General features: G+C 67.3%; 18 protein-coding genes. 17 read left to right on the top strand and 1 reads right to left on the bottom strand.

Going from position 1 to position 25,349, the window contains the following annotated elements:
• The 8 genes from AB4Z09_RS03610 to AB4Z09_RS03645 all read left to right on the top strand — a co-directional run bounded on the left by AB4Z09_RS03610 (position 1) and on the right by AB4Z09_RS03645 (position 13,542).
• Complete coding sequence (locus AB4Z09_RS03610; RefSeq protein ID WP_174912520.1) at positions 1-1,248, top strand: MCE family protein; 1,248 nt, start codon at positions 1-3, stop codon at positions 1,246-1,248.
• Between the two features lie 11 nt (positions 1,249-1,259).
• Positions 1,260-2,498: an MCE family protein gene (locus AB4Z09_RS03615; RefSeq protein ID WP_174912517.1), complete on the top strand. Its 1,239-nt coding sequence runs from the start codon at positions 1,260-1,262 to the stop codon at positions 2,496-2,498.
• Positions 2,498-3,748, top strand: coding sequence for an MlaD family protein (locus tag AB4Z09_RS03620; RefSeq protein WP_114718768.1), 1,251 nt, complete (start codon positions 2,498-2,500; stop codon positions 3,746-3,748). Before AB4Z09_RS03615 ends, AB4Z09_RS03620 begins: the two co-directional genes overlap by 1 nt.
• Before the next feature lie 40 nt (positions 3,749-3,788).
• The gene (locus AB4Z09_RS03625) at positions 3,789-4,421 is read left to right on the top strand and encodes a mammalian cell entry protein (protein ID WP_442239173.1); all 633 of its coding nucleotides are present in this window, start codon (positions 3,789-3,791) and stop codon (positions 4,419-4,421) included.
• 57 nt (positions 4,422-4,478) lie between these two features.
• Positions 4,479-5,291: a mammalian cell entry protein gene (locus tag AB4Z09_RS03630; protein ID WP_174912512.1), complete on the top strand. Its 813-nt coding sequence runs from the start codon at positions 4,479-4,481 to the stop codon at positions 5,289-5,291.
• A gap of 342 nt (positions 5,292-5,633) precedes the next feature.
• Complete coding sequence (gene rpoB, locus AB4Z09_RS03635; RefSeq protein WP_442239174.1) at positions 5,634-9,140, top strand: DNA-directed RNA polymerase subunit beta; 3,507 nt, start codon at positions 5,634-5,636, stop codon at positions 9,138-9,140.
• A 121-nt stretch (positions 9,141-9,261) separates the two neighbouring features.
• A complete protein-coding gene (locus AB4Z09_RS03640) occupies positions 9,262-13,221 on the top strand; it encodes a DNA-directed RNA polymerase subunit beta' (RefSeq protein ID WP_174912509.1) in 3,960 nt (1,319 codons plus the stop codon).
• A 120-nt stretch (positions 13,222-13,341) separates the two neighbouring features.
• The gene (locus AB4Z09_RS03645) at positions 13,342-13,542 is read left to right on the top strand and encodes a hypothetical protein (protein ID WP_442239175.1); all 201 of its coding nucleotides are present in this window, start codon (positions 13,342-13,344) and stop codon (positions 13,540-13,542) included.
• On the opposite strand, the gene AB4Z09_RS03650 is transcribed toward AB4Z09_RS03645, so the two are convergent.
• Positions 13,543-14,331, bottom strand: coding sequence for an acyl-[acyl-carrier-protein] thioesterase (locus tag AB4Z09_RS03650; RefSeq protein ID WP_442239214.1), 789 nt, complete (start codon positions 14,329-14,331; stop codon positions 13,543-13,545). It abuts the gene before it with no gap.
• A gap of 224 nt (positions 14,332-14,555) precedes the next feature.
• Between AB4Z09_RS03650 and AB4Z09_RS03655 the strand changes: the two genes are divergently transcribed.
• The 9 genes from AB4Z09_RS03655 to AB4Z09_RS03695 all read left to right on the top strand — a co-directional run bounded on the left by AB4Z09_RS03655 (position 14,556) and on the right by AB4Z09_RS03695 (position 25,344).
• Positions 14,556-16,250, top strand: coding sequence for an FAD-dependent oxidoreductase (locus AB4Z09_RS03655; protein WP_442239176.1), 1,695 nt, complete (start codon positions 14,556-14,558; stop codon positions 16,248-16,250).
• An 83-nt stretch (positions 16,251-16,333) separates the two neighbouring features.
• A complete protein-coding gene (locus AB4Z09_RS03660) occupies positions 16,334-17,299 on the top strand; it encodes an NADPH:quinone oxidoreductase family protein (RefSeq protein WP_442239177.1) in 966 nt (321 codons plus the stop codon).
• A gap of 152 nt (positions 17,300-17,451) precedes the next feature.
• Positions 17,452-17,922, top strand: coding sequence for a MarR family winged helix-turn-helix transcriptional regulator (locus tag AB4Z09_RS03665; RefSeq protein ID WP_442239178.1), 471 nt, complete (start codon positions 17,452-17,454; stop codon positions 17,920-17,922).
• Complete coding sequence (locus AB4Z09_RS03670) at positions 17,919-19,430, top strand: DHA2 family efflux MFS transporter permease subunit (RefSeq protein WP_114718777.1); 1,512 nt, start codon at positions 17,919-17,921, stop codon at positions 19,428-19,430. Before AB4Z09_RS03665 ends, AB4Z09_RS03670 begins: the two co-directional genes overlap by 4 nt.
• A gap of 161 nt (positions 19,431-19,591) precedes the next feature.
• Complete coding sequence (locus AB4Z09_RS03675) at positions 19,592-19,948, top strand: hypothetical protein (protein ID WP_114718778.1); 357 nt, start codon at positions 19,592-19,594, stop codon at positions 19,946-19,948.
• A gap of 110 nt (positions 19,949-20,058) precedes the next feature.
• Positions 20,059-20,868: a TIGR03084 family metal-binding protein gene (locus tag AB4Z09_RS03680; RefSeq protein ID WP_174912498.1), complete on the top strand. Its 810-nt coding sequence runs from the start codon at positions 20,059-20,061 to the stop codon at positions 20,866-20,868.
• Positions 20,865-22,604, top strand: a complete 1,740-nt coding sequence (locus tag AB4Z09_RS03685) for an acyclic terpene utilization AtuA family protein (protein ID WP_174912495.1) — start codon at positions 20,865-20,867, stop codon at positions 22,602-22,604. The genes AB4Z09_RS03680 and AB4Z09_RS03685 overlap by 4 nt, the downstream gene beginning before the upstream one ends.
• Entirely contained in the window at positions 22,601-23,749 is a 1,149-nt protein-coding gene (locus tag AB4Z09_RS03690; protein WP_442239179.1) for an acyl-CoA dehydrogenase family protein, read from the top strand. The genes AB4Z09_RS03685 and AB4Z09_RS03690 overlap by 4 nt, the downstream gene beginning before the upstream one ends.
• Positions 23,746-25,344: an acyl-CoA carboxylase subunit beta gene (locus AB4Z09_RS03695; protein ID WP_429515886.1), complete on the top strand. Its 1,599-nt coding sequence runs from the start codon at positions 23,746-23,748 to the stop codon at positions 25,342-25,344. The genes AB4Z09_RS03690 and AB4Z09_RS03695 overlap by 4 nt, the downstream gene beginning before the upstream one ends.
• Positions 25,345-25,349: the final 5 nt, after the last annotated feature.

Genomic DNA, 25,349 nt, shown 5'->3' on the forward strand with positions numbered 1-25,349 from the left:
ATGAGTGAGGCGCGGGCTCGGACCCGCAAGTGGATCCCGGTGGCGCTGATCGCGGCGGTCGCCGTCGTCGCGGTCGGTGCCCTGTGGTGGCTGTTCCAGAACGCCGGCACCACCAGGATCACCGCGTACTTCGACAAGTCCGTCGGCATCTACGAGGGCTCCGACGTCCGGGTCCTCGGAGTGAAGGTCGGCTCGGTCGACTCGGTGGTGCCGCAGGGCGAGCAGGTGCAGGTGGTCATGACTGTCGACCGCGGGGTCGACATCCCGGCCGATGTGAAGGCCGCCCAGGTGACGCCGTCGGTGGTCTCCGACCGGTACATCCAGCTGACCCCCGCCTACACGGGCGGCGAGAAGTTGGCCCGCGACGCGACGATCGAGCGTGACCGGACGACCACGCCGGTCGAGGTCGACGAGCTGTACGCGAGCGTGACCGAACTGTCGGAGGCGCTGGGACCGAACGGCGCCAACAAGGACGGCGCGCTGTCGAACCTCGTGGACACCGCTGCCGCGAACCTCGACGGCAACGGTGACGCGCTCGGCAACACGTTCACGCAGCTGTCGGCGGCGGCACGCACGCTGTCCGACTCGCGTGCCGACATCTTCGACACCGTCAAGAACCTGCAGGTGTTCGTCAGTGCCCTCGCCGCCAACGACGCGCAGGTGCGCCAGTTCAACACCCAACTCGCGGACTTCAGCGGCTTCCTGGCGGGGGAGAAGGAGAACCTGGGCCTGGCGCTCAATCAGGTCTCGCTCGCGCTCGGCGACGTTGCGCGGTTCGTCGAGAACAACCGGGAACTGCTGCAGGGCAACATCGAGGGCCTGACCACGGTCACCCAGACCGTCGCCGACCAGCGCGATTCCCTCGCGGAGGCGCTGGTGACGATTCCGCTCGCCATCAGCAACCTGGTCAACACGCACGACGCGGAGTCGGGCACGCTGCAGATGCGCGTGGACCTGCCGGACCTGCAGGACCCGTTCGGCCTGGGCTGCAAGCTCATCGACGTCGCCAAGCTCAAGCCCGGGGACCCGGAGTTCGAGGCGCTCGGCCGGCAGATGAAGCCGCTGATCGACAACTGCAAGGCCATCACCGATCAGATGACCGCCGGCGTCAAGACGCCGACGCTGAACCTGCCGCTCGGCATCCTCAGCGGCGACAATCTGCAGCGTGGCGCGGCGCCCGGGACGGTTCCGGGCACGCCGTCGCCGCGGCTGGGTGGCGGAACGCAACTGCAGGGGGGCACGCCGTGAGAATCGGGCGGATGAGGGCCGCGGCGGTGGCTGCGGGAGCGTGTGTCGTCGCGCTGACGGTGAGTGCATGCGGTTCGGGCGGTATCTACTCGATCCCGTTGCCCGGTGGCGCCGACATCGGCAGCGACCCGATGCGACTGAAGATCGAGTTCGACGACGTCCTCGATCTGGTGCCGCAGTCGACCGTGAAGGTCGACGGCGTCCCGGTCGGACGCGTCGAGAACATCGAGGTGGCGTCGGACGGCTGGACCGCGCAGGTGGACACCCTCGTGAACAGCTCGGTGAATCTGCCGGCCAATGCGGTCGCCGAGGTTCAGCAGTCGAATCTGTTGGGCGAGAAATTCATTGCGATCTCGGCCCCGACGCAGAATCCGTCGCCGGAGCGGCTGGCGAGCGGCGCCACGATCCCGGTGGACCGCACCCGCCACGCCACCGACATCGAGCAGGTGCTCGGTGCCATGTCGCTGCTGCTCAACGGTGGCGGCGTCGCGCAGTTGCAGCCCATCATCTCGGAGATGGAGAAGGCGCTCGACGGCCGCGAGACGAAGGTTCGGGGACTCCTGGAGCAGGCGAACACGTTGATCGCCGGTCTCGAGGAGCAGCGCGACTCGATCACGACCGCGCTCGACGGCCTCGACACCCTCAGCGCGCGGGTCGGGGATCAGACGACGAAGCTCGAGAAGATCCTCGACGAGCTGCCGCAGGGTGTCGAGATCCTCGCCGAGCAGCGTCCGCAACTGGTGGACATGCTCGGCCAGGTCGACCGGCTCGGTCAGGTCGGCGCGGACGTCATCAACCGTTCCAAGGACGACCTGATCACGGACCTGCGCGCGCTGCGTCCCACGTTGCAGCAGCTGGGTGAGGCGGCCCCCGACATCATCACGTCGGCGCCGCTCGTCCCGACGTTCCCCTTCCCGGACACGATCATCCCGTCGATCCACGGCGGCCAGGCCAACGTGTTCCTGTCGATCGATCTGCAGATCGGTGACACCTTGTCGAACCTCGGTGTCGGGAAGCCGGACCCCGTCTACTACCCGCCCCAGTACGGCCCGCCGGTTCCCGTCGATCCGAGCAACCCGTACTACAACGGCAACGGGCCGCGCCCGGGATGGCCGACGGTGTCGATCGTGCCGTTGCCGCCGATCGTGCCGAATCCGGTCCCCGCGCCGGGCACCGCGGTGTCGGCGCCGGCGAATGCTCCGGTCAATCCGTTCGATGCGTTCCTGAAGCAGCTGGGGGTGGGTGAGTAATGGTCTCGCGTCTGGCCAGGTGGCAGTTGGTGGCGTTTATCGTCGTCGCCGTGCTCGGTATCGGTTACGTCGGCGCCAAGTACGTGCGGCTCGACACGCTGCTGGGCTTCGGTGAGTACCAGGTGGACGCGGAACTCGCGCACTCCGGTGGCATCTTCACCAACGCCGAGGTGACCTACCGCGGTGTGCCGGTCGGCCGGGTCGGGGACCTCACGCTGACCGAGAAGGGTGTGTCCGTCGCGCTGATGATCGACAACGCGGCCCCGAAGATCCCGGCATCGGCGAAGGCTGTCGTCGCGAATCGGTCGGCGATCGGCGAGCAGTACGTGGATCTGCAGCCCGACACCGACGAGGGCCCGTTCCTCACCGACGGCTCGAAGATCCTCGAGCCCAACACGGCGACGCCCATCCCGGTCGAGGACCTGATCGGCAGTGTGGACCGGTTGGCCCGTTCGGTGCCCACCGACTCGCTGCACACGGCCGTCGTCGAACTGGGGAACGCGTTCAGCGGGAAGGGCGGCGACCTGCAGGTGCTGGTCGACTCGCTCGGCCGGTTCACCGAGACCGCGACCGAGGCGCTGCCGCAGACGTTGACATTCATCAGCGACGGCCGGACGGTGCTCGACACACAGGCGGAGCAGGCGAGTTCGATCCGAGCCTTCAGTGACGGCCTCGAACAGATCGCCGCCCAGCTGAAGTCGAGCGATCCCGACGTGCGACGGCTCATCGGCACCGGCACGGACGCGACGGACACGGTCGGGAAGCTCGTCGCGAACAGTGGCGACGCCCTGACCGCGAACCTCACGAACCTCTCGACGACCCTCACGACGGTCTCGCCGACGTTCATCGCGCTGCAGCCCTTCTTCCAGTTCCTGCCGGCGCTGTCGGCGGGTGCGTCGGCGGTGGCACCGGGCGACGGCACGATCCACTTCGGTCTGGTCCTCGAGACCAACAATCCGGTGCCGTGCACCCAGGGCTACGAGGGCACGCAGGAGATCCTCGCGCAGATGCGCGCGCAGAACCCGAACTTCGACGACACCGTCGACAACTTCCCGTTCAACGCGAACGCGCGATGCGCCGTCGAACAGGGCAATCCGACGGGTGTCCGCAGCGCCGAACGCATCATCTACGCCGACCCGCAGACCCCGCAGCCGTGGGACAGCACGCCTAAGGTCGACCCCGACAAGCTGAATCTGAACCCGATCGCCACGCAGATCGCGACCCTCATGGGCGTCGTGCCGGCGCGGTAGCCTCGGGCAAGCATTCGTTACCCAAGAGTAAGGTTGCCGTGTGACGGAGACCACGACCGCGCCCACGAAGAACAACACGCTCGTCGCTGCCACTGTGGTGGTGTGCGTGCTCCTCGTCGGCGCGCTGGCAGCAGCGATCTTCTTCGGAATCGGGTGGGCGAAGGCCGCGTCCGGCAGGTCGACCGCCGATGCGCGCGACACGGCCCTGTCCGATGCCCGGCAGGCGGCGGTCAACCTCAACTCGTACGACGCCGCCGACATGGAGAAGTCGTTCGCCGACCTCGAGTCGTCGATCACCGGGTCGCTCATGGACGATCTCGCGAAGACGCGGGAGGACATGAGCACGGCCGCCGCCGCGTCGGGGGCCAAGAGTGAGGGGCGGGTCCTGCGGGCCGCCCTGACGTCGCTCAGTGTGGACGACGGCACGGCGGACGCGATGCTCGTCGTCGAGACCTCGACCGCGATGCCGAATCTCGAGACGCCGGTGAAGCGGCAGATCACGATGCGGATGAGTCTCGTGCGCGACGGCGACACCTGGAAGGCGTCCGACGCCGGCAACCTCGGTGAGCCCGTGGTGATCGATCCGGGGACGCCGCGCCCGGCCGCGCCCGCGCCCGCGCCGGCGCCCACGCAGGAAGATCAGGCGACCGATCCGCAGAGCGGCGGACAGTAGACCGTCTCAGCAGCCGTGCCGACGTTTCTCGTTCGGTCGCTGGAAGGAGTTCCATCAGTGCCTCCCATTCGTCGTAATCCGAAGGTGTCCCCGTCGGCCGCGCGTCGTCCCAAGGTCGCGGGCAGTTCGGCGCCCCGGTCGGCGTCCCCGATCGAGGATGCGGTGAAGGAACCGGATGCGAGCGTGCTGCTCGTGAAGGAGCCTGCTGAGCCTGCTGTCGAGGAATCTGCTGTCGAGGCACCCGCACCCGCGTCCGCGTCGTCCGCGTCTTCCGGGCCTGCCGGTAGCGAACCCGAGGAGGACGGTCCCGAGCCCGAGACGGGCGGCGAGCCCGAGACGGGCGGTGCATCCGAGGCCGGTGGGCGTCGGTGGACGGACCGGCTGCGCTGGCGCTCGGTCGTGATCATGGGTGTCGCGGCGGCGGTGCTGGCGGCGTTCGCGGGCGTCGCCGCGATGAAGACCCGCGACGGCGGAACGTCCAATCGCGCGTTCCTCGACGTCGGCGCGACGTCGGAGGTCGCGGCCGCGGCGGAGAAGGCGCTGACGGCCGTGACCGTCTATAGTGCTGATTCGATCGACCAGTTCCCCGACACGGCGCGCGCAGTGATGACGGACGGGATGAAGGCAGAGTTCGATCGGACAATCGGCACGACGATCGACATCGTCAAGCAGGCTCGGTCGGACACAGCAGCGCAGGTCACGAACGTGGGAGTCATGCTTCTCGACGAGAATCGGGCCGAGGTGTTGGCCAACTTGATCGTGAGCGTCGAGAACAACGGCGTGGCGGCGGGCAGCACATCCGGGCCGGTGATTCTGAGGATGGAGAAGGTAGACGGTCAGTGGCTGCTGTCCGGTGTCGAGAACTCGTGACTCCGCGGGCGCTCCCCGCGGTCGGAGATCGAAACGCCGAGATCTGGGCTTGACGCGGCGATGATCACGCGTCACTCTATGCGTGAACATTCACGCGGTATCACGCGTGCGGCGCCCGCGACGGGTGTCCTTTCTGCTGCCCGGCTCGACATCTACTGAGTTTGGGTGTACTTTTGGACGTTGCGCTGGCTGCCTCCTGTCCACCTCTCATCCTCACTGTGGCGAAGTGTTCCACTTCCTGCTCCTGTGGCGAGGTTTCGTTCGGGTTGTAACCAGCGAATTCGCCCCACATGAAGAAGCAGATACAGCGGCGGTCGCACCAGCAAGAGCGGCCCGCGTGAGGTGCTGGAAGGACGCATCTTGGCAGTCTCTAGCCAGACCAAGGCAGTTGCCGGAATCCCCGGAGCCCCGAAGAGGGTCTCGTTCGCGAAAATTCGCGAGCCCCTCGAAGTCCCAGGGCTCCTCGATCTACAGACCGATTCGTTCGAATGGTTGATCGGCTCGCAGGGCTGGCGTGAGCGCGCAGCCGCTCGCGGCGACGGTGCAGTCACGGGTGGCCTCGAAGAAATTCTGGCCGAGCTATCGCCCATCGAGGACTTCTCGGGGTCCATGTCCCTGTCCTTCTCGGACCCGCGCTTCGACGAGGTCAAGGCCTCGGTCGACGAGTGCAAAGACAAGGACATGACCTACGCGGCGCCGCTGTTCGTCACCGCGGAGTTCATCAACAACAACACCGGTGAGATCAAGAGCCAGACGGTCTTCATGGGTGATTTCCCGMTGATGACCGACAAGGGCACSTTCATCRTCAACGGCACCGAGCGTGTCGTCGTGTCGCAGCTGGTCCGCTCGCCGGGCGYCTACTTCGACGACACCATCGACAAGAGCACCGAGAAGACCCTGCACAGCGTCAAGGTCATCCCGGGCCGTGGTGCCTGGCTCGAGTTCGACGTCGACAAGCGCGACACCGTCGGTGTCCGTATCGACCGCAAGCGCCGTCAGCCGGTCACCGTGCTGCTGAAGGCACTGGGTTGGACCACCGAGCAGATCACCGAGCGTTTCGGTTTCTCCGAGATCCTCATGGCGACGCTCGAGAAGGACAACACCGCCGGCACCGACGAGGCGCTGCTCGACATCTACCGCAAGCTGCGTCCGGGCGAGCCGCCGACGAAGGAGAGCGCGCAGACCCTCCTGGAGAACCTGTTCTTCAAGGACAAGCGCTACGACCTCGCTCGCGTGGGCCGTTACAAGATCAACAAGAAGCTGGGCCTGAACACCGGCCTCCCCGTCGAGGCGTCGACCCTCACCGAGGAAGACATCGTCGCCACGATCGAGTACCTGGTGCGCCTGCACGCCGGTGACACCACGATGACCGCCCCCGGCGGCGTCGAGGTTCCCGTCGAGGTCGACGACATCGACCACTTCGGCAACCGTCGTCTGCGTACCGTGGGCGAGCTCATCCAGAACCAGATCCGCGTGGGCCTGTCCCGCATGGAGCGCGTCGTCCGCGAGCGCATGACGACTCAGGACGTCGAGGCGATCACGCCGCAGACCCTGATCAACATCCGCCCGGTCGTCGCCGCGATCAAGGAGTTCTTCGGAACCTCCCAGCTGTCGCAGTTCATGGACCAGAACAACCCGCTGTCGGGCCTGACCCACAAGCGTCGTCTGTCGGCGCTGGGCCCCGGTGGTCTGTCCCGTGAGCGCGCCGGCCTCGAGGTGCGAGACGTCCACCCGTCGCACTACGGCCGCATGTGCCCGATCGAGACCCCTGAGGGTCCGAACATCGGTCTGATCGGTTCGCTGTCGGTGTACGCGCGGGTCAACCCGTTCGGCTTCATCGAGACCCCGTACCGCAAGGTCGTCGACGGCCAGGTCACCGACCAGGTCGACTACCTGACCGCGGACGAGGAGGACCGCCACGTCGTGGCGCAGGCCAACTCGCCCGTCAACTCGGCCGGACACTTCACCGAGGACCGCGTCCTCGTCCGCCGTAAGGGTGGCGAGGTCGAGTACGTGTCCTCGTCGGACGTCGACTACATGGACGTCTCGCCGCGTCAGATGGTTTCCGTCGCGACCGCGATGATTCCGTTCCTCGAGCACGACGACGCCAACCGTGCCCTCATGGGCGCGAACATGCAGCGTCAGGCCGTGCCGCTGGTCCGCAGCGAGTCCCCGCTGGTCGGTACCGGCATGGAGCTGCGTGCCGCGGTCGACGCCGGCGACGTCATCGTCACCGAGAAGGCCGGTGTGGTCGAGGAGGTCTCCTCCGACTACGTCACCGTGATGGCCGACGACGGCAGCCGCAAGACCTACCGTCTGCGCAAGTTCGCGCGCTCCAACCAGGGCACGTGCGCCAACCAGCGTCCGATCGTGGACGAGGGCCAACGGGTCGAGACCGGTCAGGTCCTGGCCGACGGCCCCTGCACCGAGAACGGTGAGATGGCGCTCGGCAAGAACCTGCTCGTGGCGATCATGCCGTGGGAGGGCCACAACTACGAKGACGCGATCATCCTGTCGCAGCGCCTCGTGGAGGAGGACGTGCTCACCTCGATCCACATCGAGGAGCACGAGATCGATGCCCGCGACACCAAGCTCGGTGCCGAGGAGATCACCCGGGACATCCCGAACGTCTCCGACGAGGTCCTCGCCGATCTCGACGAGCGCGGCATCGTCCGCATCGGTGCCGAGGTCCGTGACGGCGACATCCTGGTCGGCAAGGTCACCCCGAAGGGCGAGACCGAGCTGACCCCGGAGGAGCGCCTGCTGCGCGCGATCTTCGGTGAGAAGGCCCGCGAGGTTCGCGACACGTCCCTCAAGGTTCCCCACGGTGAGTCCGGCAAGGTCATCGGCATCCGCGTGTTCTCGCGCGAGGACGACGACGATCTGCCTCCGGGCGTCAACGAGCTGGTCCGCGTGTACGTGGCTCAGAAGCGCAAGATCCAGGACGGCGACAAGCTCGCCGGCCGCCACGGCAACAAGGGCGTCATCGGCAAGATCCTCCCGCAGGAGGACATGCCGTTCCTGCCCGACGGCACCCCGGTCGACATCATCCTGAACACCCACGGTGTTCCGCGTCGTATGAACATCGGTCAGGTGCTCGAGACGCACCTCGGCTGGATCGGCAAGACCGGCTGGAACGTGCAGATCGCCGCCGACGGCTCTCGCCCGGACTGGGCCGAGAACCTGCCGGAGGAGATGCTGTCCGCACCGGCCGACTCGAACATCGCCACCCCGGTGTTCGACGGTGCCAAGGAGGACGAGCTCACCGGTCTGCTCGGTGCCACGCTGCCCAACCGTGACGGTGAGCAGATGGTCGGGTCGGACGGCAAGGCGACGCTGTTCGACGGTCGCTCCGGCGAGCCGTTCCCGTACCCGGTGTCGGTCGGCTACATGTACATCATCAAGCTGCACCACCTGGTCGACGACAAGATCCACGCGCGTTCGACCGGTCCGTACTCGATGATCACCCAGCAGCCGCTCGGCGGTAAGGCCCAGTTCGGTGGCCAGCGCTTCGGTGAAATGGAGTGCTGGGCGATGCAGGCGTACGGCGCCGCCTACACCCTGCAGGAGCTGCTCACCATCAAGTCGGACGACGTTGTCGGCCGCGTGAAGGTGTACGAGGCCATCGTCAAGGGCGAGAACATCCCCGAGCCGGGCATCCCCGAGTCCTTCAAGGTGCTCCTCAAGGAGCTCCAGTCGCTGTGCCTCAACGTGGAGGTGCTGTCCTCGGACGGCGCAGCCATCGCGATGGCCGACGGCGACGACGAGGACCTCGAGCGTGCCGCCGCGAACCTGGGCATCAACCTGTCCCGGAACGAGGCCGCGACCGTGGACGATCTCGCGAACTAGTTTTCGGTCCCCGGGCCGTGTGTGAGCACGGCCCGGGGGCGCTAGAGCACATTTGAATTGGCAGTCAGGAGAAGCGGATCCCACCCGCTGATCCACAATCCCTCTGGGGAAAGGAAGTTACGTGCTCGACGTCAACTTCTTCGATGAACTCCGCATCGGTCTGGCGACCGCGGAGGACATCCGCAACTGGTCCTACGGCGAGGTCAAGAAGCCGGAGACCATCAACTACCGCACACTCAAGCCCGAGAAGGACGGCCTCTTCTGCGAGAAGATCTTCGGCCCCACCCGGGACTGGGAGTGCTACTGCGGTAAGTACAAGCGTGTCCGCTTCAAGGGCATCATCTGCGAGCGCTGCGGCGTCGAGGTGACCCGCGCGAAGGTGCGCCGTGAGCGCATGGGCCACATCGAGCTTGCCGCTCCGGTGACCCACATCTGGTACTTCAAGGGTGTTCCGAGCCGTCTCGGTTACCTGCTGGACCTGGCTCCGAAGGATCTCGAGAAGATCATCTACTTCGCTGCCTACGTCATCGTCGGTGTCGACGAGGAGCTGCGTCACAACGAGCTCTCCACGCTCGAGGCCGAGATGGAGGTCGAGAAGAAGACCGTCGCCGACCAGCGGGACGCCGACCTGGAGGCCCGCGCGCAGAAGCTCGAGGCCGACATCGCCGAGCTCGAGGCCGAGGGTGCCAAGTCCGACGTGCGCCGCAAGGTCAAGGACGGCGGCGAGCGCGAGATGCGTCAGCTCCGTGACCGCGCGCAGCGCGAGCTGGACCGCCTCGACGAGATCTGGACCACGTTCACCAAGCTGAGCGTCAAGCAGCTCATCGTGGACGAGGGCCTGTATCGCGAGCTGGTCGACCGCTACGGCGAGTACTTCACGGGCGCGATGGGCGCAGAGTCCATCCAGATCCTGATGCGCAACTTCGACATCCAGGCCGAGGCGGAGTCTCTGCGCGAGACCATCCGCAGCGGCAAGGGCCAGAAGAAGCTGCGTGCGCTCAAGCGACTCAAGGTCGTCGCGGCGTTCCAGATGTCCGGCAACTCGCCCATGGGCATGGTGCTCGACGCTGTCCCGGTTATCCCGCCGGAGCTGCGTCCGATGGTTCAGCTCGACGGTGGCCGTTTCGCGACGTCCGACCTGAACGACCTGTACCGCCGCGTCATCAACCGCAACAACCGCCTCAAGCGACTGATCGACCTCGGTGCCCCCGAGATCATCGTCAACAACGAGAAGCGGATGCTGCAGGAGTCCGTGGACGCGCTGTTCGACAACGGTCGTCGTGGCCGGCCCGTCACGGGTCCAGGCAACCGTCCGCTGAAGTCGCTGTCCGATCTGCTCAAGGGCAAGCAGGGCCGCTTCCGTCAGAACCTGCTCGGTAAGCGCGTCGACTACTCCGGCCGTTCAGTCATCGTCGTCGGTCCGCAGCTCAAGCTGCACCAGTGTGGTCTGCCGAAGCTGATGGCGCTCGAGCTGTTCAAGCCGTTCGTCATGAAGCGTCTGGTCGACCTGAACCACGCGCAGAACATCAAGTCCGCGAAGCGCATGGTCGAGCGTCAGCGCCCGCAGGTGTGGGATGTCCTCGAAGAGGTCATCAACGAGCACCCCGTGCTGCTCAACCGTGCACCTACGCTGCACCGTCTGGGTATCCAGGCGTTCGAGCCGCAGCTCGTCGAGGGCAAGGCCATCCAGCTGCACCCGCTGGTGTGTGAGGCGTTCAACGCCGACTTCGACGGTGACCAGATGGCAGTCCACCTGCCGCTGTCGGCGGAGGCACAGGCCGAGGCCCGCATCCTGATGCTGTCCTCGAACAACATCCTGTCGCCCGCGTCGGGTCGCCCGCTCGCCATGCCGCGTCTGGACATGGTGACCGGTCTGTTCCACCTGACCCGCGAGGTCGAGGGTGCGACCGGCGAGTACCAGCCGGCCACCACCGATCAGGCGGAGCAGGGCGTGTACTCGTCGCCGTCCGAGGCTCAGATGGCCGTCGATCGTGGCGTGCTGTCCGTGCAGGCGAAGATCAAGGTGCGTCTGACGCATCAGCGTCCGTCGCGCGAGGCCGAGGCGGAGCTGTTCCCCGAGGGCTGGAGCTACGGCGACGCCTGGACCACCGAGACGACTCTCGGCCGCGTCATGTTCAACGATCTGCTGCCGGCGGACTACCCGTTCGTCAACGAGCAGATGCCGAAGAAGCGTCAGGCGACGATCATCAACGATCTCGCCGAGCGCTACCCGATGATCGTGGTCGCGCAGACCGTCGACAAGCTCAAGGACACCGGCTTCTACTGGGCCACCCGTTCCGGCGTGACGGTCTCGATCTCCGACGTCCTCGTGCCGCCGGAGAAGCCCCAGATCATGGAGCAGTTCGAGGCGCAGGCCGATCAGATCGAGAAGAAGTACCAGCGCGGTGCTCTCAACCACGCCGAGCGCAACAGCGCTCTCGTGAAGATCTGGTCCGAGGCCACCGACGAGGTCGGTAAGGCCATGGAGGCGCACTTCCCCGACGACAACCCGATCCCGATGATCGTGAAGTCCGGCGCGGCCGGCAACATGACTCAGGTTCGCTCGCTCGCCGGTATGAAGGGCCTGGTGACGAACCCGAAGGGTGAGTTCATCCCGCGTCCGATCAAGTCTTCCTTCAAGGAGGGCCTGACGGTTCTCGAGTACTTCATCAACACGCACGGTGCTCGTAAGGGTCTGGCCGATACCGCGCTCCGTACCGCCGACTCGGGTTACCTGACCCGTCGTCTGGTGGACGTCTCGCAGGACGTCATCGTCCGCGAGGTCGACTGTGGCACCGAGCGCGGCATCATCACGCACATCGCCGAGAAGCAGGCCGACGGCGCGATCATCCGCGATGCGCACGTCGAGACCTCGACGTACGCCCGCACCCTCGCCGCGGACGCGGTCGACGAGAACGGCAACGTCGTCGTCGAGCGTGGCCACGACCTGGGCGATCCGGCGATCGACGCGCTGCTCGCGGCAGGCATCACGCAGGTCAAGGTTCGCTCGGTGCTCACCTGCACCACGGCGACCGGCGTCTGCGCCACCTGCTACGGCCGCTCGATGGCGACCGGCAAGCTCGTCGACATCGGCGAGGCCGTCGGTATCGTCGCCGCGCAGTCGATCGGTGAGCCCGGTACCCAGCTGACCATGCGTACGTTCCACCAGGGTGGTGCGGCGGGCGCCGCCGACATCACCGGTGGTCTGCCGCGTGTCCAGGAGCTGTTCGAGGCTCGTGTCCCGAAGGGCAAGGCGCCCATCGCGGACGTCACCGGTCGGGTGCAGCTCGAGGACGGCGATCGCTTCTACAAGATCACCATCGTTCCGGACGACGGTGGCGAAGAGGTTGTCTACGACAAGCTCTCGAAGCGTCAGCGTCTGCGCGTGTTCAAGCACGACGACGGCAGCGAGCGTCTGCTGGCGGACGGCGACCACGTGGACGTCGGACAGCAGCTCATGGAAGGTGCTGCCGACCCGCACGAGGTGCTGCGTGTCATGGGCCCCCGTCAGGTGCAGATCCACCTCGTCAACGAGGTCCAGGAGGTGTACCGGAGCCAGGGTGTGTCGATCCACGACAAGCACATCGAGGTCATCGTGCGCCAGATGCTGCGTCGCGTCACGATCATCGACTCGGGTGCGACGGAGTTCCTGCCGGGCTCGCTCGTCGAGCGCGCGGAGTTCGAGGCGTCCAACCGTCGCGTCGTCGCCGAGGGTGGCGAGCCCGCGGCCGGCCGTCCGGTGCTGATGGGTATCACCAAGGCATCGCTGGCGACCGACTCGTGGCTGTCCGCCGCGTCGTTCCAGGAGACCACTCGCGTGCTGACCGATGCGGCCATCAACTGCCGCTCGGACAAGCTGATCGGTCTGAAGGAGAACGTGATCATCGGCAAGCTGATCCCGGCCGGCACCGGCATCAACCGGTACCGGAACATCCAGGTTCAGCCCACCGAAGAGGCACGGGCTGCCGCCTACGCGGTTCCGTCGTACGACGATCAGTACTACAGCCCGGAAGGCTTCGGCACCGGGACTGGCGCTGCTGTTCCGCTGGACGACTACGGTTTCGGCACCGACTACCGCTAGCCGGTAGGAACGTCTGACTCGAAGGTCCCGTCCCCGATGCAGGGGGCGGGACCTTCGTGCATTCTGGGGAGGAGAGATCGCGCCGCACAATCGGACCGATCAGACCCTTCGGAGGACGACATGGCTGGCAAGAAGATCGACCGAGTGAAGGCCGAGTCGGCTCTCGAGGTCGTCAGGGAGAGCCCCACCATCGCGCTGATCGTCGCGGCGCCCGCGATCGTCGTGTTCGGCGTGCTGTGGTGGCTCACCGGATTCGGCACCGCGCTGCTCGTGACGCTGGTTCTGGCCGGCCTCGCGGTGGTTGCGAAGAAGGCGTTCTAGCTACAGCTTCTCCACGCGGGCCACGGCCCGCACCTCGTCCGCGACGAGGAACCACAGTGACAAGGTGGTGCCGTCGTCGCGGGTGCGGATACGGACGTGGTCGCGGGCGAGGATCGGGCTCAGGTGCTCGACGACGGCACGGTACGGGGGCTCGAGCAGATCGGGGCGGTCGGTGAGGTACTCCTCGACCACGTGCCAGTAGGTGGTGTTGTTGACGTGGTTGAACGGGTCGATGTCGGTTGCCCGCAGGTGGAACGTGCGGTCGTCCTCGTCGGTGTCGGGCGGGGTGGCGGACAGCCACGGCTTCCACTTGAGCCGATGTTCGTCGGTGGTGCGGCCGAGGTCGGCGAGTAGCTGCTCGCTGATGCGGGCCGGCATGCCGGTGTCGGTCCCGATGTTGATCCAGAATCCCTCGGTCTCGATCAGTGCGTCCTTGTCGTTGGTCATCTGCACGCGCATCGCCGACCATCTGGTGGAGTGTGCGGCGCACCATCGCCGCAGGTGGATCCGGTCGGGCCAGACCGCCGGCCGGCGCACGTCGATCACGGTTCGGCGCACGATCCACAGGGGGTCGGTCCGGTCGAATCCGTGGGCGGCGAGGTTGTCGGTGCCGATGTCCTGCAGGTAGCGGGCGATCCCGTCCAGTCTGAGTCGGTAGGCGGTGTCGACGTCCCCGGTCCGGATGGGCCGCGATGTCGCGAACCCCTGTCCGTGCGGAGGGGCGGGCGCGAGGCTGTGCGCTGCGGTGACGGGCTGCGCTGTGGTGACGGGCTGCGCGGTGGGGACGATCTGCTCGGAAGGCACGTTGGATCCCTCGATTCGGCGGGTGTCGCCAGCGATTCTGGCAGGTCGTCGGCGGGGCGTCACACGATTCGCGTGGTGATGCTTGTTCGGCATCATCGGTCCTAGTACAGTCCTGTAGCTGTAACTCTACGTCACATGAAGGCCGTCACATCGGCGACGGCAGCGGGCGTGCATCACGTCTGGTGTGGCACGAAGAACGGGAATCGAACATGGCCTACGTCATCACCCAGGCGTGCTGCAACGACGCGAGCTGCGTCTCGGCGTGCCCCGTGAACTGCATCCACCCGACGCCCGAGGAAGCAGAGTTCGCGACCACCGAGATGCTCTACATCGAGCCGCAGGCCTGCATCGACTGCGGTGCCTGCGTCGACGCCTGCCCGGTCAACGCGATCTTCCCCGAGGACCAGCTGACCGAGTCGCTGTCCCGCTACCGGGAGATCAACGCCGACTACTACACGCGGCACCCGCTGCCGTCGGGATGGATCCCGCTCACGCCGGCCACCCCGCCGGTACGCGACCTGGGCACGCTGCGGGTCGCGATCGTCGGAGCCGGTCCGGCCGCGTGCTACGCCGCCGAGGAGCTGTTGAAGCGCTCCGACGTCGAGGTGGAGATGTTCGAGAAGCTGCCGACGCCGTGGGGCCTGGTCCGCGCCGGTGTTGCACCGGACCATCCGGGGACCAAGGTCGTCACCGAGATGTTCGACTGGTCGCTCGGTCGCGACGCTTTCCAGTTCCACCTCAACGTGGAGGTCGGCAACCATGTCACCCACGCCGATCTGTTGGCCCATCACCACGCGGTGATCTACGCGGTCGGCGCCTCGAGCGATCGCGCACTCGGGATTCCCGGCGAGGACCTGTCCGGCAGCCACGCCGCCACCGAATTCGTGGCCTGGTACAACGGGCACCCGGACTACGCGGACCGGGCGTTCGATCTGTCGGGGGAGCGGGCGGTGATCGTCGGGAACGGCAACGTCGCACTCGATGTCGCACGCATCCTCACGATGGACCCCGACGATCTCGCCAGGACGGACATCGCCGACCACGCGCTGGCGGCGCTGCGTAAGAGCAACATTCGCGAGGTCGTGCTCCTCGGTCGCCGTGGACCGGCGCAGGCCGCGTACACCACCCCGGAGTTCCTGGCGCTCGGTGACCTGCCGGGTGTCGACGTCGTGATCGATCCGACCGAGGTCGAACTGGACGACAAGTCGCAGGCGCTGATCGATGCGGGCGCGGTGGAACCCGCGGTCGCGATGAAGGTGCGTCTGGCGCAGGAGTTCGCGCAGCGGACCGCGAATCCGGACAACAAGCGGATCGTTTTCCGATACCTGCTCTCTCCCAACGAGATTCACGGCACCGAGCGTGCGGACGGCGTGACGGTCGTGGCCAACGAGCTCGTCGAGGACGCATCCGGTGCGCTCGCGGCCCGCCCGACGGATCGGACGGAACGGATCGAGGCGGCGCTGGTGCTACGTTCGATCGGCTACCGCGGACGGCCGCTCGCGGGAGTGCCGTTCGACGAGCGCCGCGGGGTGATCCCCAACGATCGCGGCCGCGTGGTCGTCGGAGCCGGCGAGACGCTCGACGGCGTGTACGTGACCGGGTGGATCAAGCGTGGTCCGAGCGGCGTCATCGGCACCAACAAGACGTGCGCCAAGGAGACGGTCGCGCGCATCGTCGAGGACTTCGAGGCGAAGCGCCTGCCCGCACCGGCATTGGGCCGGAAGGATCTGTCCAAGTTGCTGGCGCGCCGCCGGCCGGAGCGGATCTCGCGCCGTGGGTGGGAGGCCATCGACGAGGCGGAACGCCGCCGGGGCCTGGCCTCGGGGAGGCCTCGGGTGAAGATGACCGACACCGCGGAGATGGTGGCGGTCGGGCGCAAGCGGCGGGGTCTGTTCGGTAACTGACCGTCGTCGCCCCGACGCGGGTAGCTTCGTCGGGAGGGCGTACACGCCCGGTTGACGATGCTCGGAGATCTCGGAGGTGGGAAGTGCGCGCAGTGGTGGTCACGGATCTGGCAGGTCCGTCGGCGATGGCGGTTCGAGATGTGCCCGAACCGGATTCGACCGGACTGGTCCTCATCGACGTCAAGGCCAGCGGTGTGTGCTTCCCCGATCTGCTGATCAGCTACGGCAAGTACCAGCTCCGTGCGGAGCCGCCGTTCGTGCCGGGCACCGAGGTCGCGGGCGTCGTGATCAGTGCGCCCGAGGACAGCGGGTTCGAGCCCGGTCAGCGCGTGCTGGCGATCCCGAGCCTGGGAGGTTACGCCGAGCAGGTCGCCGTCCACCCGAATCTGGTGCTGCCGGTCCCGGAGGAGCTGACCTTCGAGGAGGCGGCGTCGCTGATCATCAACTATCAGACGATGGAATTCGCCCTCGGGCGACGTGCGCGTCTGCAGCCGGGTGAGGCCGTCGTGATCCTGGGCGCCGCCGGCGGTGTCGGGACGTCGGCGATCCAGTTGGCGAAGGCGCACGGTGCGCGCGTGATCGCGGTGGTGCGACGCGACGGTGCGGACGAGTTCCTGCGTGAGATCGGTGCCGACGAGGTGGTGCAGCTGACCGACGGCTGGGCGGCACGGGTGCGGGACCTCACCGGYGGGCGGGGCGCCGACGTCCTGGTGGATCCGGTCGGTGGCGACGCGTTCGACGATGCCGTCCGTGCGCTGGCGCCGGAGGGCCGGCTGGTGGTGATCGGCTTCGCCGGTGGGGGAATTCCGTCGGTGAAGGTCAACCGAGTGCTGTTCCGGAACATCAGCATCGTGGGCGCCGCGTGGGGTGAGTTCCTGCGGACCGAGCCGTCGGCGCTCGCCGAGACGCATGCGGCGCTGGTGAAGCACGTACGTGCGGGTCTGCGGCCCATCGTGAAAGCGCGCTATCCGCTGGCGTCGGCGGCCGAGGCGCTCGCCGATCTCGAGGCCGGTCGGGTGCTCGGAAAGGCCGTCCTGATCCAGGAATGACTGTGTTCCTGATCACCTAGCCCCCTCCTGCCCGGAAAATCTGTTGCCGCAGGTAGGGGGCTCGTGGTGTCGTGGATGGGTCGCAATTTCGGGCGGCGGCCGGGCTTCCTTGCATTGTTGCAATAGTTGCGGGGTCGCTACTATCGACGCTCGTGGCAGATGTGACTCCAGATGAGGTCTACGACGTGCTCGAGGAGTTCATCATGCGCCTTCTCGGCATGGGGGAGTCCGAGTCGATGGACACCCTTGTCGCGATGGACCTGTCGTTCTCACAGGTCCGCGCGCTCTTCGTGCTGGCGCAGCACGGGGAGCCGATCGCGATCAACGAGGTCGCCGAATGTCTTCGGATGTCGGTGGCCGCTGCCGGTCGCAACATCGATCAGCTCGTGTGCCAGGAGTTGGTGCTGCGCCGCGAGGACCCCGAGGATCGCCGGATCAAACGGGTCTCGCTGACGGAGGCCGGGCGAACCCTGGCCTYCCGTCATCTCGAGGACAAGCGTGACGAGCTGCGCGCGTTCGCGGGACGGCTGGATCAGCCGGACCGCAGCCGGTTGCTCGAGGCCCTTAAACCCATACTCGCAGGCGACGCCCTGCGGGCCCGAAGTCAGGAATTCTGCACATGACGACGCCCAACTCGCCGGCGGCGCCCCCAACCGGGGCGCCCGAGTCGGACAAGATCGACGGCGCGGTCCTCAAGATCGCCTCCGTGGTGGTGCTCGGCGCCATCATGTCCATCCTCGACGTCACCGTGGTCAGCGTTGCGCTGCCGACGTTCGCCCAGGAGTTCGACACCAGCTACGCGGTCGTCGCCTGGACCATGACCGCGTACACGCTTGCGCTCGCCACCGTCATCCCGGTCACCGGCTGGGCGGCCGATCGGTTCGGCACCAAGCGGCTGTACATCGGCGCCCTGGTGCTGTTCGTCATCGGATCGGTGGCCTGTGCGTTCGCGTGGGACATCACGTCGCTGATCGGGTTCCGAGTCCTGCAGGGCCTCGGCGGCGGCATGCTGATGCCGCTCGGTATGACGATCATGACGCGTGCTGCCGGCCCGGAGCGCGTCGGCCGGGTCATGGCGGTGCTGGGTATCCCGATGCTGCTCGGTCCCATCGGCGGACCGATCCTCGGTGGCTGGCTGATCGACGCCGCCAGCTGGCACTGGATCTTCCTGATCAACCTGCCCGTCGGCATCATCGCGCTGGTGGCCGCTTTCAAGCTGCTGCCCAAGGACGAGCCGAGCCCGTCGCAGCCCTTCGACCTTGTCGGCATGGTCCTGCTCTCGCCGGGTCTGGCGCTGTTCCTGTACGGGGTCTCGTCGATTCCCGAACACGGCAAGGGCCTGTCGCCCGACGTGCTGATCCCCGTCGGTATCGGTCTCGCGCTCATCATCGGCTTCGTCTTCCATGCGCTGCGCAAGACGGATCCGCTGATCGATCTGCACCTGTTCAAGAACCGTCAGCTCACGGTGGCCGTCCTCACCACGACCGTGTTCATCATCGCGTTCATGGGTGCCGGGCTGCTGTTCCCGAGTTACTTCATCCAGGTGCGCGGTGAGTCTGCGATGGCGGCGGGTCTGCTGCTCGCGCCGCAGGGCATCGGTGCGATGGTCACGATGCCGATCGCCGGCCGACTGGTCGACAAGCTCGGACCGGGCAAGATCGTTCTGACGGGTATTCCGCTGATCGCGCTGGGCATGTTCACGTTCACCCAGTTGACCGCGACGTCGCCGTACCCGCTCCTGCTCGGTTCGCTGTTCGTGATGGGCATGGGCATGGGCTGCACCATGATGCCGCTGATGACCGCCGCGATGGTGACGCTCAAGCACGAGATGATCGCCCGCGGCTCGACGCTGATGAACATCGTGCAGCAGGTTGCCGGCTCGATCGGTACCGCGACGATGTCGGTGGTTCTCACCAGCCAGATGACGTCCCACGGGCTGGACAAGGAGGCTGCGCCGCCGACCGATCCGGCAGGCATCGCGCAGATGCTCGACGCGTCCGCGGAGTCGTTCGGTGGCACCTTCATGGTGGCGTTCGTGCTCGTCCTCGTCACCCTGATCCCGGCGTTCTTCCTGCCGCGCAAGCGGGTCGTGGCGACGACGGAGGACGTCCAGCCGGTGATGATGCACTGAGCCTTCCGGCACCCGGCGTGCCATGGGTTGAGCCCCCGAGCGATGCGAATCGCTCGGGGGCTCTTCGCGTTTCTCGGGGGCATCTCGGCGCGTCGCCCCGGACTTGTCGGGGTGCAGTCCTATCGTCACGACAGGAGCCTCGAGTAGGGAAGGGGCGCATCATGGCTGTAGAGCCTGGCGTCGCGCACAACCCGGACAACACTTCGAACTGGCACTACTACGCGGTCGTGGGAACCACGGTCGGGGGCGGTCACACGCTCGCCGAATTCGGGCCCCACTCCACGGCACTGACGGCGCTGCAGGTCGCCGTCCATTCGGTCAATCACACGGCGTATTCGCTTTTCGAGCAGGGGATGACCGGGAGCATGCTCGCCGAGCAGCAACTGGTGGAGCGTCTTCCGATCACGAACTTCGCGATCGAGCGGCTTCATCCGGTCACCCGTACCCCGGATCTCGGGTGGTCGCTCAACGGCGGACGTCGACGGTCGTGGGACAGCGCGGCACATTTGAGTGCCTGAGTGGTGAGGGTTCTCTTCTGATTCGGATCGGCATCCCCGATAAACAAGCATGCGTGCTTGATTTTTAATCTCTTCGGTGTGATGCTGGTCTCAGGATTCGAGGAGGGTATGTGGCTGACCTGAACAAGATCGTCGACGACCTGCGGGCGGAGGGTGCCGCCCTCGACGCGCTCGTTGCGGATCTGCCCGAGTCGGAGTGGGCGACGCCCACTCCGGCCGAGGGCTGGACCGTCGCGCACCAGATAGGCCACCTCGCGTGGACCGACCGCGCCGCGCTGTCGGCGGCCACCGACGAGGACGCCTTCACCGCCCAACTGGCGGAGGCGTGGAAGAACCCGTACGGCTTCGTGGACGAGGGCGCCGAGATCGAGGCGCGGCGCCCACCGCAGGAGCTGCTGGCCGACTGGCGCGAAACCCGGGACAAGCTCGCGGCGGTGCTGCAGGAGGTTCCGGTCGGCACCAAACTGCCGTGGTACGGGCCGCCGATGAGCGCGGCGTCGATGGCGACCGCTCGGCTGATGGAGACATGGGCGCACGGCCGCGACGTCGCCGAGGCACTCGGCGCGGTGTCCGTCGCGACGGACCGGTTGCAGCACATCGCACGGCTGGGGGTGCGCACCCGCGACTTCGCGTACGGCGTCAACCAGCTCACCCCGCCGGCCGAGGAGTTCCGCGTGGAACTGGCCGCACCGGACGGCGCCGTCTGGGCGTGGGGCCCCGCGGATGCCGCGCAGCGAGTGAGCGGCTCCGCCGAGGACTTCTGCCTGCTGGTCACGCAGCGCGTGCACCGCGGCGACACGGCGCTGCGGACCACCGGTGACGACGCAGAACAGTGGCTCGGCATCGCGCAGGCGTTCGCGGGGCCGTCGGGCACAGGACGTGAGTCCAGTGACTCCGCGGCGGCGGAGACGGCCCAGTGACGGCCCCGGTCCGGATCGGGAACTGCTCCGGCTTCTACGGCGACCGCATCTCGGCGATGCGGGAGATGCTCGAGGGCGGCGACCTGGACTATCTCACCGGTGACTATCTCGCCGAGTTGACGATGCTCATCCTGGGCCGCGATCGGATGAAGGACCCGACGCGCGGCTACGCGAAGACCTTCCTCCGCCAGGCCGAGGACTGCCTCGGGCTCGCACTGGACCGCGGCGTGAAGATCGTCGCCAACGCCGGCGGACTCAACCCGGCCGGACTCGTCGACGCGCTGCGCGAGGTGAACGACCGGCTGGGGCTGAACGCCCGCATCGCGCACGTCGAGGGCGACGACCTCATCGCGCGGGCCGCCGAACTCGGGCTCGACCGCGAGACCACGCCGCTGACCGCCAACGCGTACCTGGGGGCATGGGGGATCGTCGAGTGCCTGAACGGGGGAGCGGACGTCGTGGTGACCGGGCGCGTCACCGACGCGTCGGTGATCGTGGGGCCGGCCGCCGCGCACTTCGGCTGGGCCCGGGACGATTTCGACCGCCTCGCGGGTGCGGTGGTGGCCGGTCACGTGATCGAGTGCGGCACGCAGGCAACCGGTGGCAACTACTCGTGGTTCACCGAGATCGCCGACCTGGGACGTCCCGGCTTCCCGATCACGGAGATCCACGACGACGGTTCGTCGGTCATCACCAAACACGCCGGTACCGGCGGAGCCGTGAGCCGGGGGACCGTGACGGCGCAGTTGCTGTACGAGATCACCGGCGGCCGTTATGCGAACCCGGACGTCACGGCGCGCATGGATTCCGCCGTGCTCTCCGACGACGGCCCGGACCGTGTCCGTATCTCCGGTGTCACCGGCGAGGCGCCGCCCCCGCAGTACAAGGTGTCGCTCAACGCGCTCGCCGGTTTCCGGAACGAGGCCACCTTCGTGCTCACCGGACTCGACATCGATGCCAAGGCGAATCTTGTTCGGCAGCAACTGGATGCGTGGCTGACGGTGCGGCCGCAGGAACTCGAGTGGACGCTCGCGCGGACGGACCACCCCGACGCCGACACCGAGGAGGCCGCGAGCGCACTGCTGCGCTGCACGGTTCGCGACACCGACCCGAACGTCGTCGGCCGGGCCTTCTCGTCGGTCGCGGTCGAACTGGCGCTCGCGAGCTACCCCGGCTTCACGCTCACGGCGCCGCCGTCGAACGGGCAGCCCTACGCGGTGTTCACCCCGGGCTACGTCGACGCGGGCGAGGTGCCGCACGTCGCGGTGCTGCCGGACGGTACGCGCATCGACATCCCCCCGAGCGGCGTCACCCGAGGGCTCGAGGAACTCCCGGAACCGGCTCTGCCGGAGCCGCTTCCGCAGACCCAGACGGTGAGTGCACCCCTCGGCGCGATCGCAGCCGCCCGCAGCGGCGACAAGGGCGGCAACGCCAATGTCGGCGTGTGGGTCCGCACCGACGACCAGTGGCGCTGGCTGGTGCACGCCCTCACCGTCGACGAGGTCAAACGGATGCTGCCGGAGACGAAGGCCCTGAACGTGACCCGGCACGTGCTGCCGCACCTGCGGGCGGTCAACTTCGTGATCGAGGGCATCCTCGGCCGCGGCGTCGCGTCGCAGGCCCGCTTCGACCCGCAGGCCAAGGGGCTCGGCGAGTGGCTGCGGTCCCGGCACATCGAGATCCCCATCGCCCTGGTTCCCTCTTACGCCGATGAACTTCAGGAAGGGCACGCATGAGTGTGTGGGACACACCCGAACGGCAACAGCTACGCAAGACGGTCCGCGGCTTCGTCGAGCAGGAGATCCTGCCGCACCTGAACCACTGGGAGCGCGACGGCGAGATCCCGCGCGAGTTGCATCGGAAGGCCGCGGCCCTCGGTCTGCTCGGCGCCGGCTTCCCCGAGGAGTTCGGCGGCGACGGCGGCGACCTGGTGGACGCGGTCGTGATCTGCGAGGAGATGCACCAGGCCGGGGCATCGGGCGGGCTGTTCGCCTCGCTGTTCACGTGCGGGATCGCCTTGCCGCACCTTGTCGCGGCGGGCGATCCCGCGCAGATCGATCGCTGGGTGCGGCCGACGCTCGCGGGCGAGAAGATCGGCTCGCTGGCGATCACCGAGCCCGGCGGCGGCTCCGACGTCGGACACCTGCGCACCACGGCCGTCCGCGACGGCGACCACTACATCGTCAACGGGTCCAAGACGTTCATCACCTCCGCGGTGCGTGCCGACTTCGTCGTCACCGCGGTGCGCACGGGTGGTCCGGGTGCCAGTGGGGTGTCGCTGCTCGTGATCGAGAAGGGCACACCGGGATTCGAGGTGGCCCGCAAGCTCGACAAGATGGGCTGGCGCGCGTCGGACACCGCCGAACTGTCGTTCGTGGATGCCCGCGTTCCGGTGGAAAACCTGGTGGGCGAGGAGAACTCGGGGTTCGTGCAGATCGCGCAGGCGTTCCTCACCGAGCGGATCGCGCTGGCCGCGCAGGCGTACGCGAGTGCGCAGCGCTGCCTCGACCTCACGCTGCAGTGGTGCCGCGACCGCGAGACGTTCGGCCGTCCGCTGATCTCGCGGCAGGCCGTGCAGAACACGGTCACCGAGATGACCCGCCGCATCGACGTCGCCCGCGTCTACACGCGCACGCTCGTCGAGCGGTCGCTCACATCGGACGAGGATTTCGTCGCCGAGGTGTGTTTCGCGAAGAACACCGCCGTCGAGACCGGCGAATGGGTGGCCAACCAGGCCGTGCAGCTGTTCGGCGGCATGGGCTACATGCAGGAGAGCGAAGTGGAGAGGCAGTACCGGGACATGCGGATTCTGGGCATCGGGGGCGGGACCACGGAGATCCTGACCTCCCTGGCGGCGAAGCGATTGGGGTACCAGGCATGACGATCCTGAAGTCGACACTGGACACCGACTCGCCGGAGTACACGGCTGCGGCCGAGTCGATGACGACCAAGCTCGCCGAGATCGAGGCCGAGCACGCGAAGGCGCTCGCCGGGGGTGGCGAGAAGTACGTGGAGCGGCACCACAAGCGGGGCAAACTGCTCGCCCGCGAGCGGATCGAACTGCTGCTGGACCCGGATTCGGCGTTCCTCGAGCTGTCGCCGCTCGCGGCGTGGGGCACCGAGTTCCCGGTGGGTGCGTCGACGATCGTCGGCATCGGTGTCGTCAGCGGCGTCGAGTGCCTCATCGTCGCGAACGATCCGACGGTCCGTGGTGGCACGTCCAACCCGTGGACCCTCAAGAAGGGTTTCCGCGCCAACGACATCGCGGTGCAGAACCGGCTCCCGGTGATCTCGCTCGTCGAGTCCGGCGGCGCCGACCTGCCGACGCAGAAGGAGGTCTTCATCCCGGGCGGACGGATGTTCCGTGACCTCACCAAGCTGTCGGCGGCCGGTATTCCCACGATCGCGCTGGTGTTCGGTAACTCCACCGCCGGCGGTGCCTACATCCCCGGCATGTCCGACCACGTCGTGATGATCAAGGAACGCTCCAAGGTGTTCCTGGCCGGGCCGCCGCTGGTGAAGATGGCCACCGGCGAGGAGTCCGACGACGAGGCGCTCGGTGGTGCCGAGATGCACGCCCGCACATCGGGTCTCGCGGACTACTTCGCGGTGGACGAGCACGACGCGATTCGCATCGGTCGCAGCATCGTCAATCGGCTGAACTGGCGCAAGCAGGGTCCGGCGCCGCGCGCCGAGGTGATCGAGCCGCTCGAGGATCCCGAGGAGCTGCTGGGTATCGTCCCGGCCGATCTGAAGATTCCGTTCGATCCGCGCGAGGTGATCGCCCGCATCGTCGACGGTTCCGACTTCGACGAGTTCAAGCCGATGTACGGCTCGTCCCTCGTCACCGGCTGGGCCGAACTCCACGGCTACCCGATCGGCATCCTCGCCAACGCGCGTGGCGTGCTCTTCAGCGAGGAGTCCCAGAAGGCCACCCAGTTCATTCAGCTCGCGAACCGGTCGAACACTCCACTTCTGTTCCTGCACAACACCACCGGCTACATGGTGGGCAAGGAGTACGAGGAGGGTGGCATGATCAAGCACGGTTCGATGATGATCAACGCCGTCTCGAACTCCACGGTCCCGCACATCTCGATCCTGCTGGGGGCGTCGTACGGCGCCGGTCACTACGGCATGTGCGGCCGCGCGTTCGACCCGCGGTTCCTGTTCGCATGGCCCAGTTCCAAGTCGGCGGTGATGGGCGGCGCCCAGCTGGCGGGCGTCATCTCCATCGTCGGCAGGGCCGCCGCCGAGGCCCGCGGGCAGGCGTTCGACGCGGAGGCCGACGCCGGGATGCGCGCGATGATCGAGAACCAGATCGAAGCCGAGTCGCTGCCGATGTTCCTGTCCGGACGCCTCTACGACGACGGCGTCATCGACCCCCGTGACACCCGCACGGTGGTGGGAATGTGCCTGTCGGCCATTGCCACCGCCCCGATCGAGGGCACCGCGAACTTCGGTGTCTTCCGGATGTGAGGAAC

Source organism: Rhodococcus sp. TAF43 (assembly GCF_052113525.1).
Lineage (GTDB): Bacteria > Actinomycetota > Actinomycetes > Mycobacteriales > Mycobacteriaceae > Prescottella.

Bases quoted from the DNA above. Each gene is read 5' to 3' on its own strand.
- AB4Z09_RS03610 (WP_174912520.1), top strand. From the start codon at position 1: ATGAGTGAGGCGCGGGCTCGGACCCGCAAGTGGATCCCGGTGGCGCTG.
- AB4Z09_RS03615 (WP_174912517.1), top strand. From the start codon at position 1,260: ATGAGGGCCGCGGCGGTGGCTGCGGGAGCGTGTGTCGTCGCGCTGACG.
- AB4Z09_RS03620 (WP_114718768.1), top strand. From the start codon at position 2,498: ATGGTCTCGCGTCTGGCCAGGTGGCAGTTGGTGGCGTTTATCGTCGTC.
- AB4Z09_RS03645 (WP_442239175.1), top strand. From the start codon at position 13,342: ATGGCTGGCAAGAAGATCGACCGAGTGAAGGCCGAGTCGGCTCTCGAG.
- AB4Z09_RS03655 (WP_442239176.1), top strand. From the start codon at position 14,556: ATGGCCTACGTCATCACCCAGGCGTGCTGCAACGACGCGAGCTGCGTC.
- AB4Z09_RS03670 (WP_114718777.1), top strand. From the start codon at position 17,919: ATGACGACGCCCAACTCGCCGGCGGCGCCCCCAACCGGGGCGCCCGAG.
- AB4Z09_RS03675 (WP_114718778.1), top strand. From the start codon at position 19,592: ATGGCTGTAGAGCCTGGCGTCGCGCACAACCCGGACAACACTTCGAAC.
- AB4Z09_RS03690 (WP_442239179.1), top strand. From the start codon at position 22,601: ATGAGTGTGTGGGACACACCCGAACGGCAACAGCTACGCAAGACGGTC.
- AB4Z09_RS03695 (WP_429515886.1), top strand. From the start codon at position 23,746: ATGACGATCCTGAAGTCGACACTGGACACCGACTCGCCGGAGTACACG.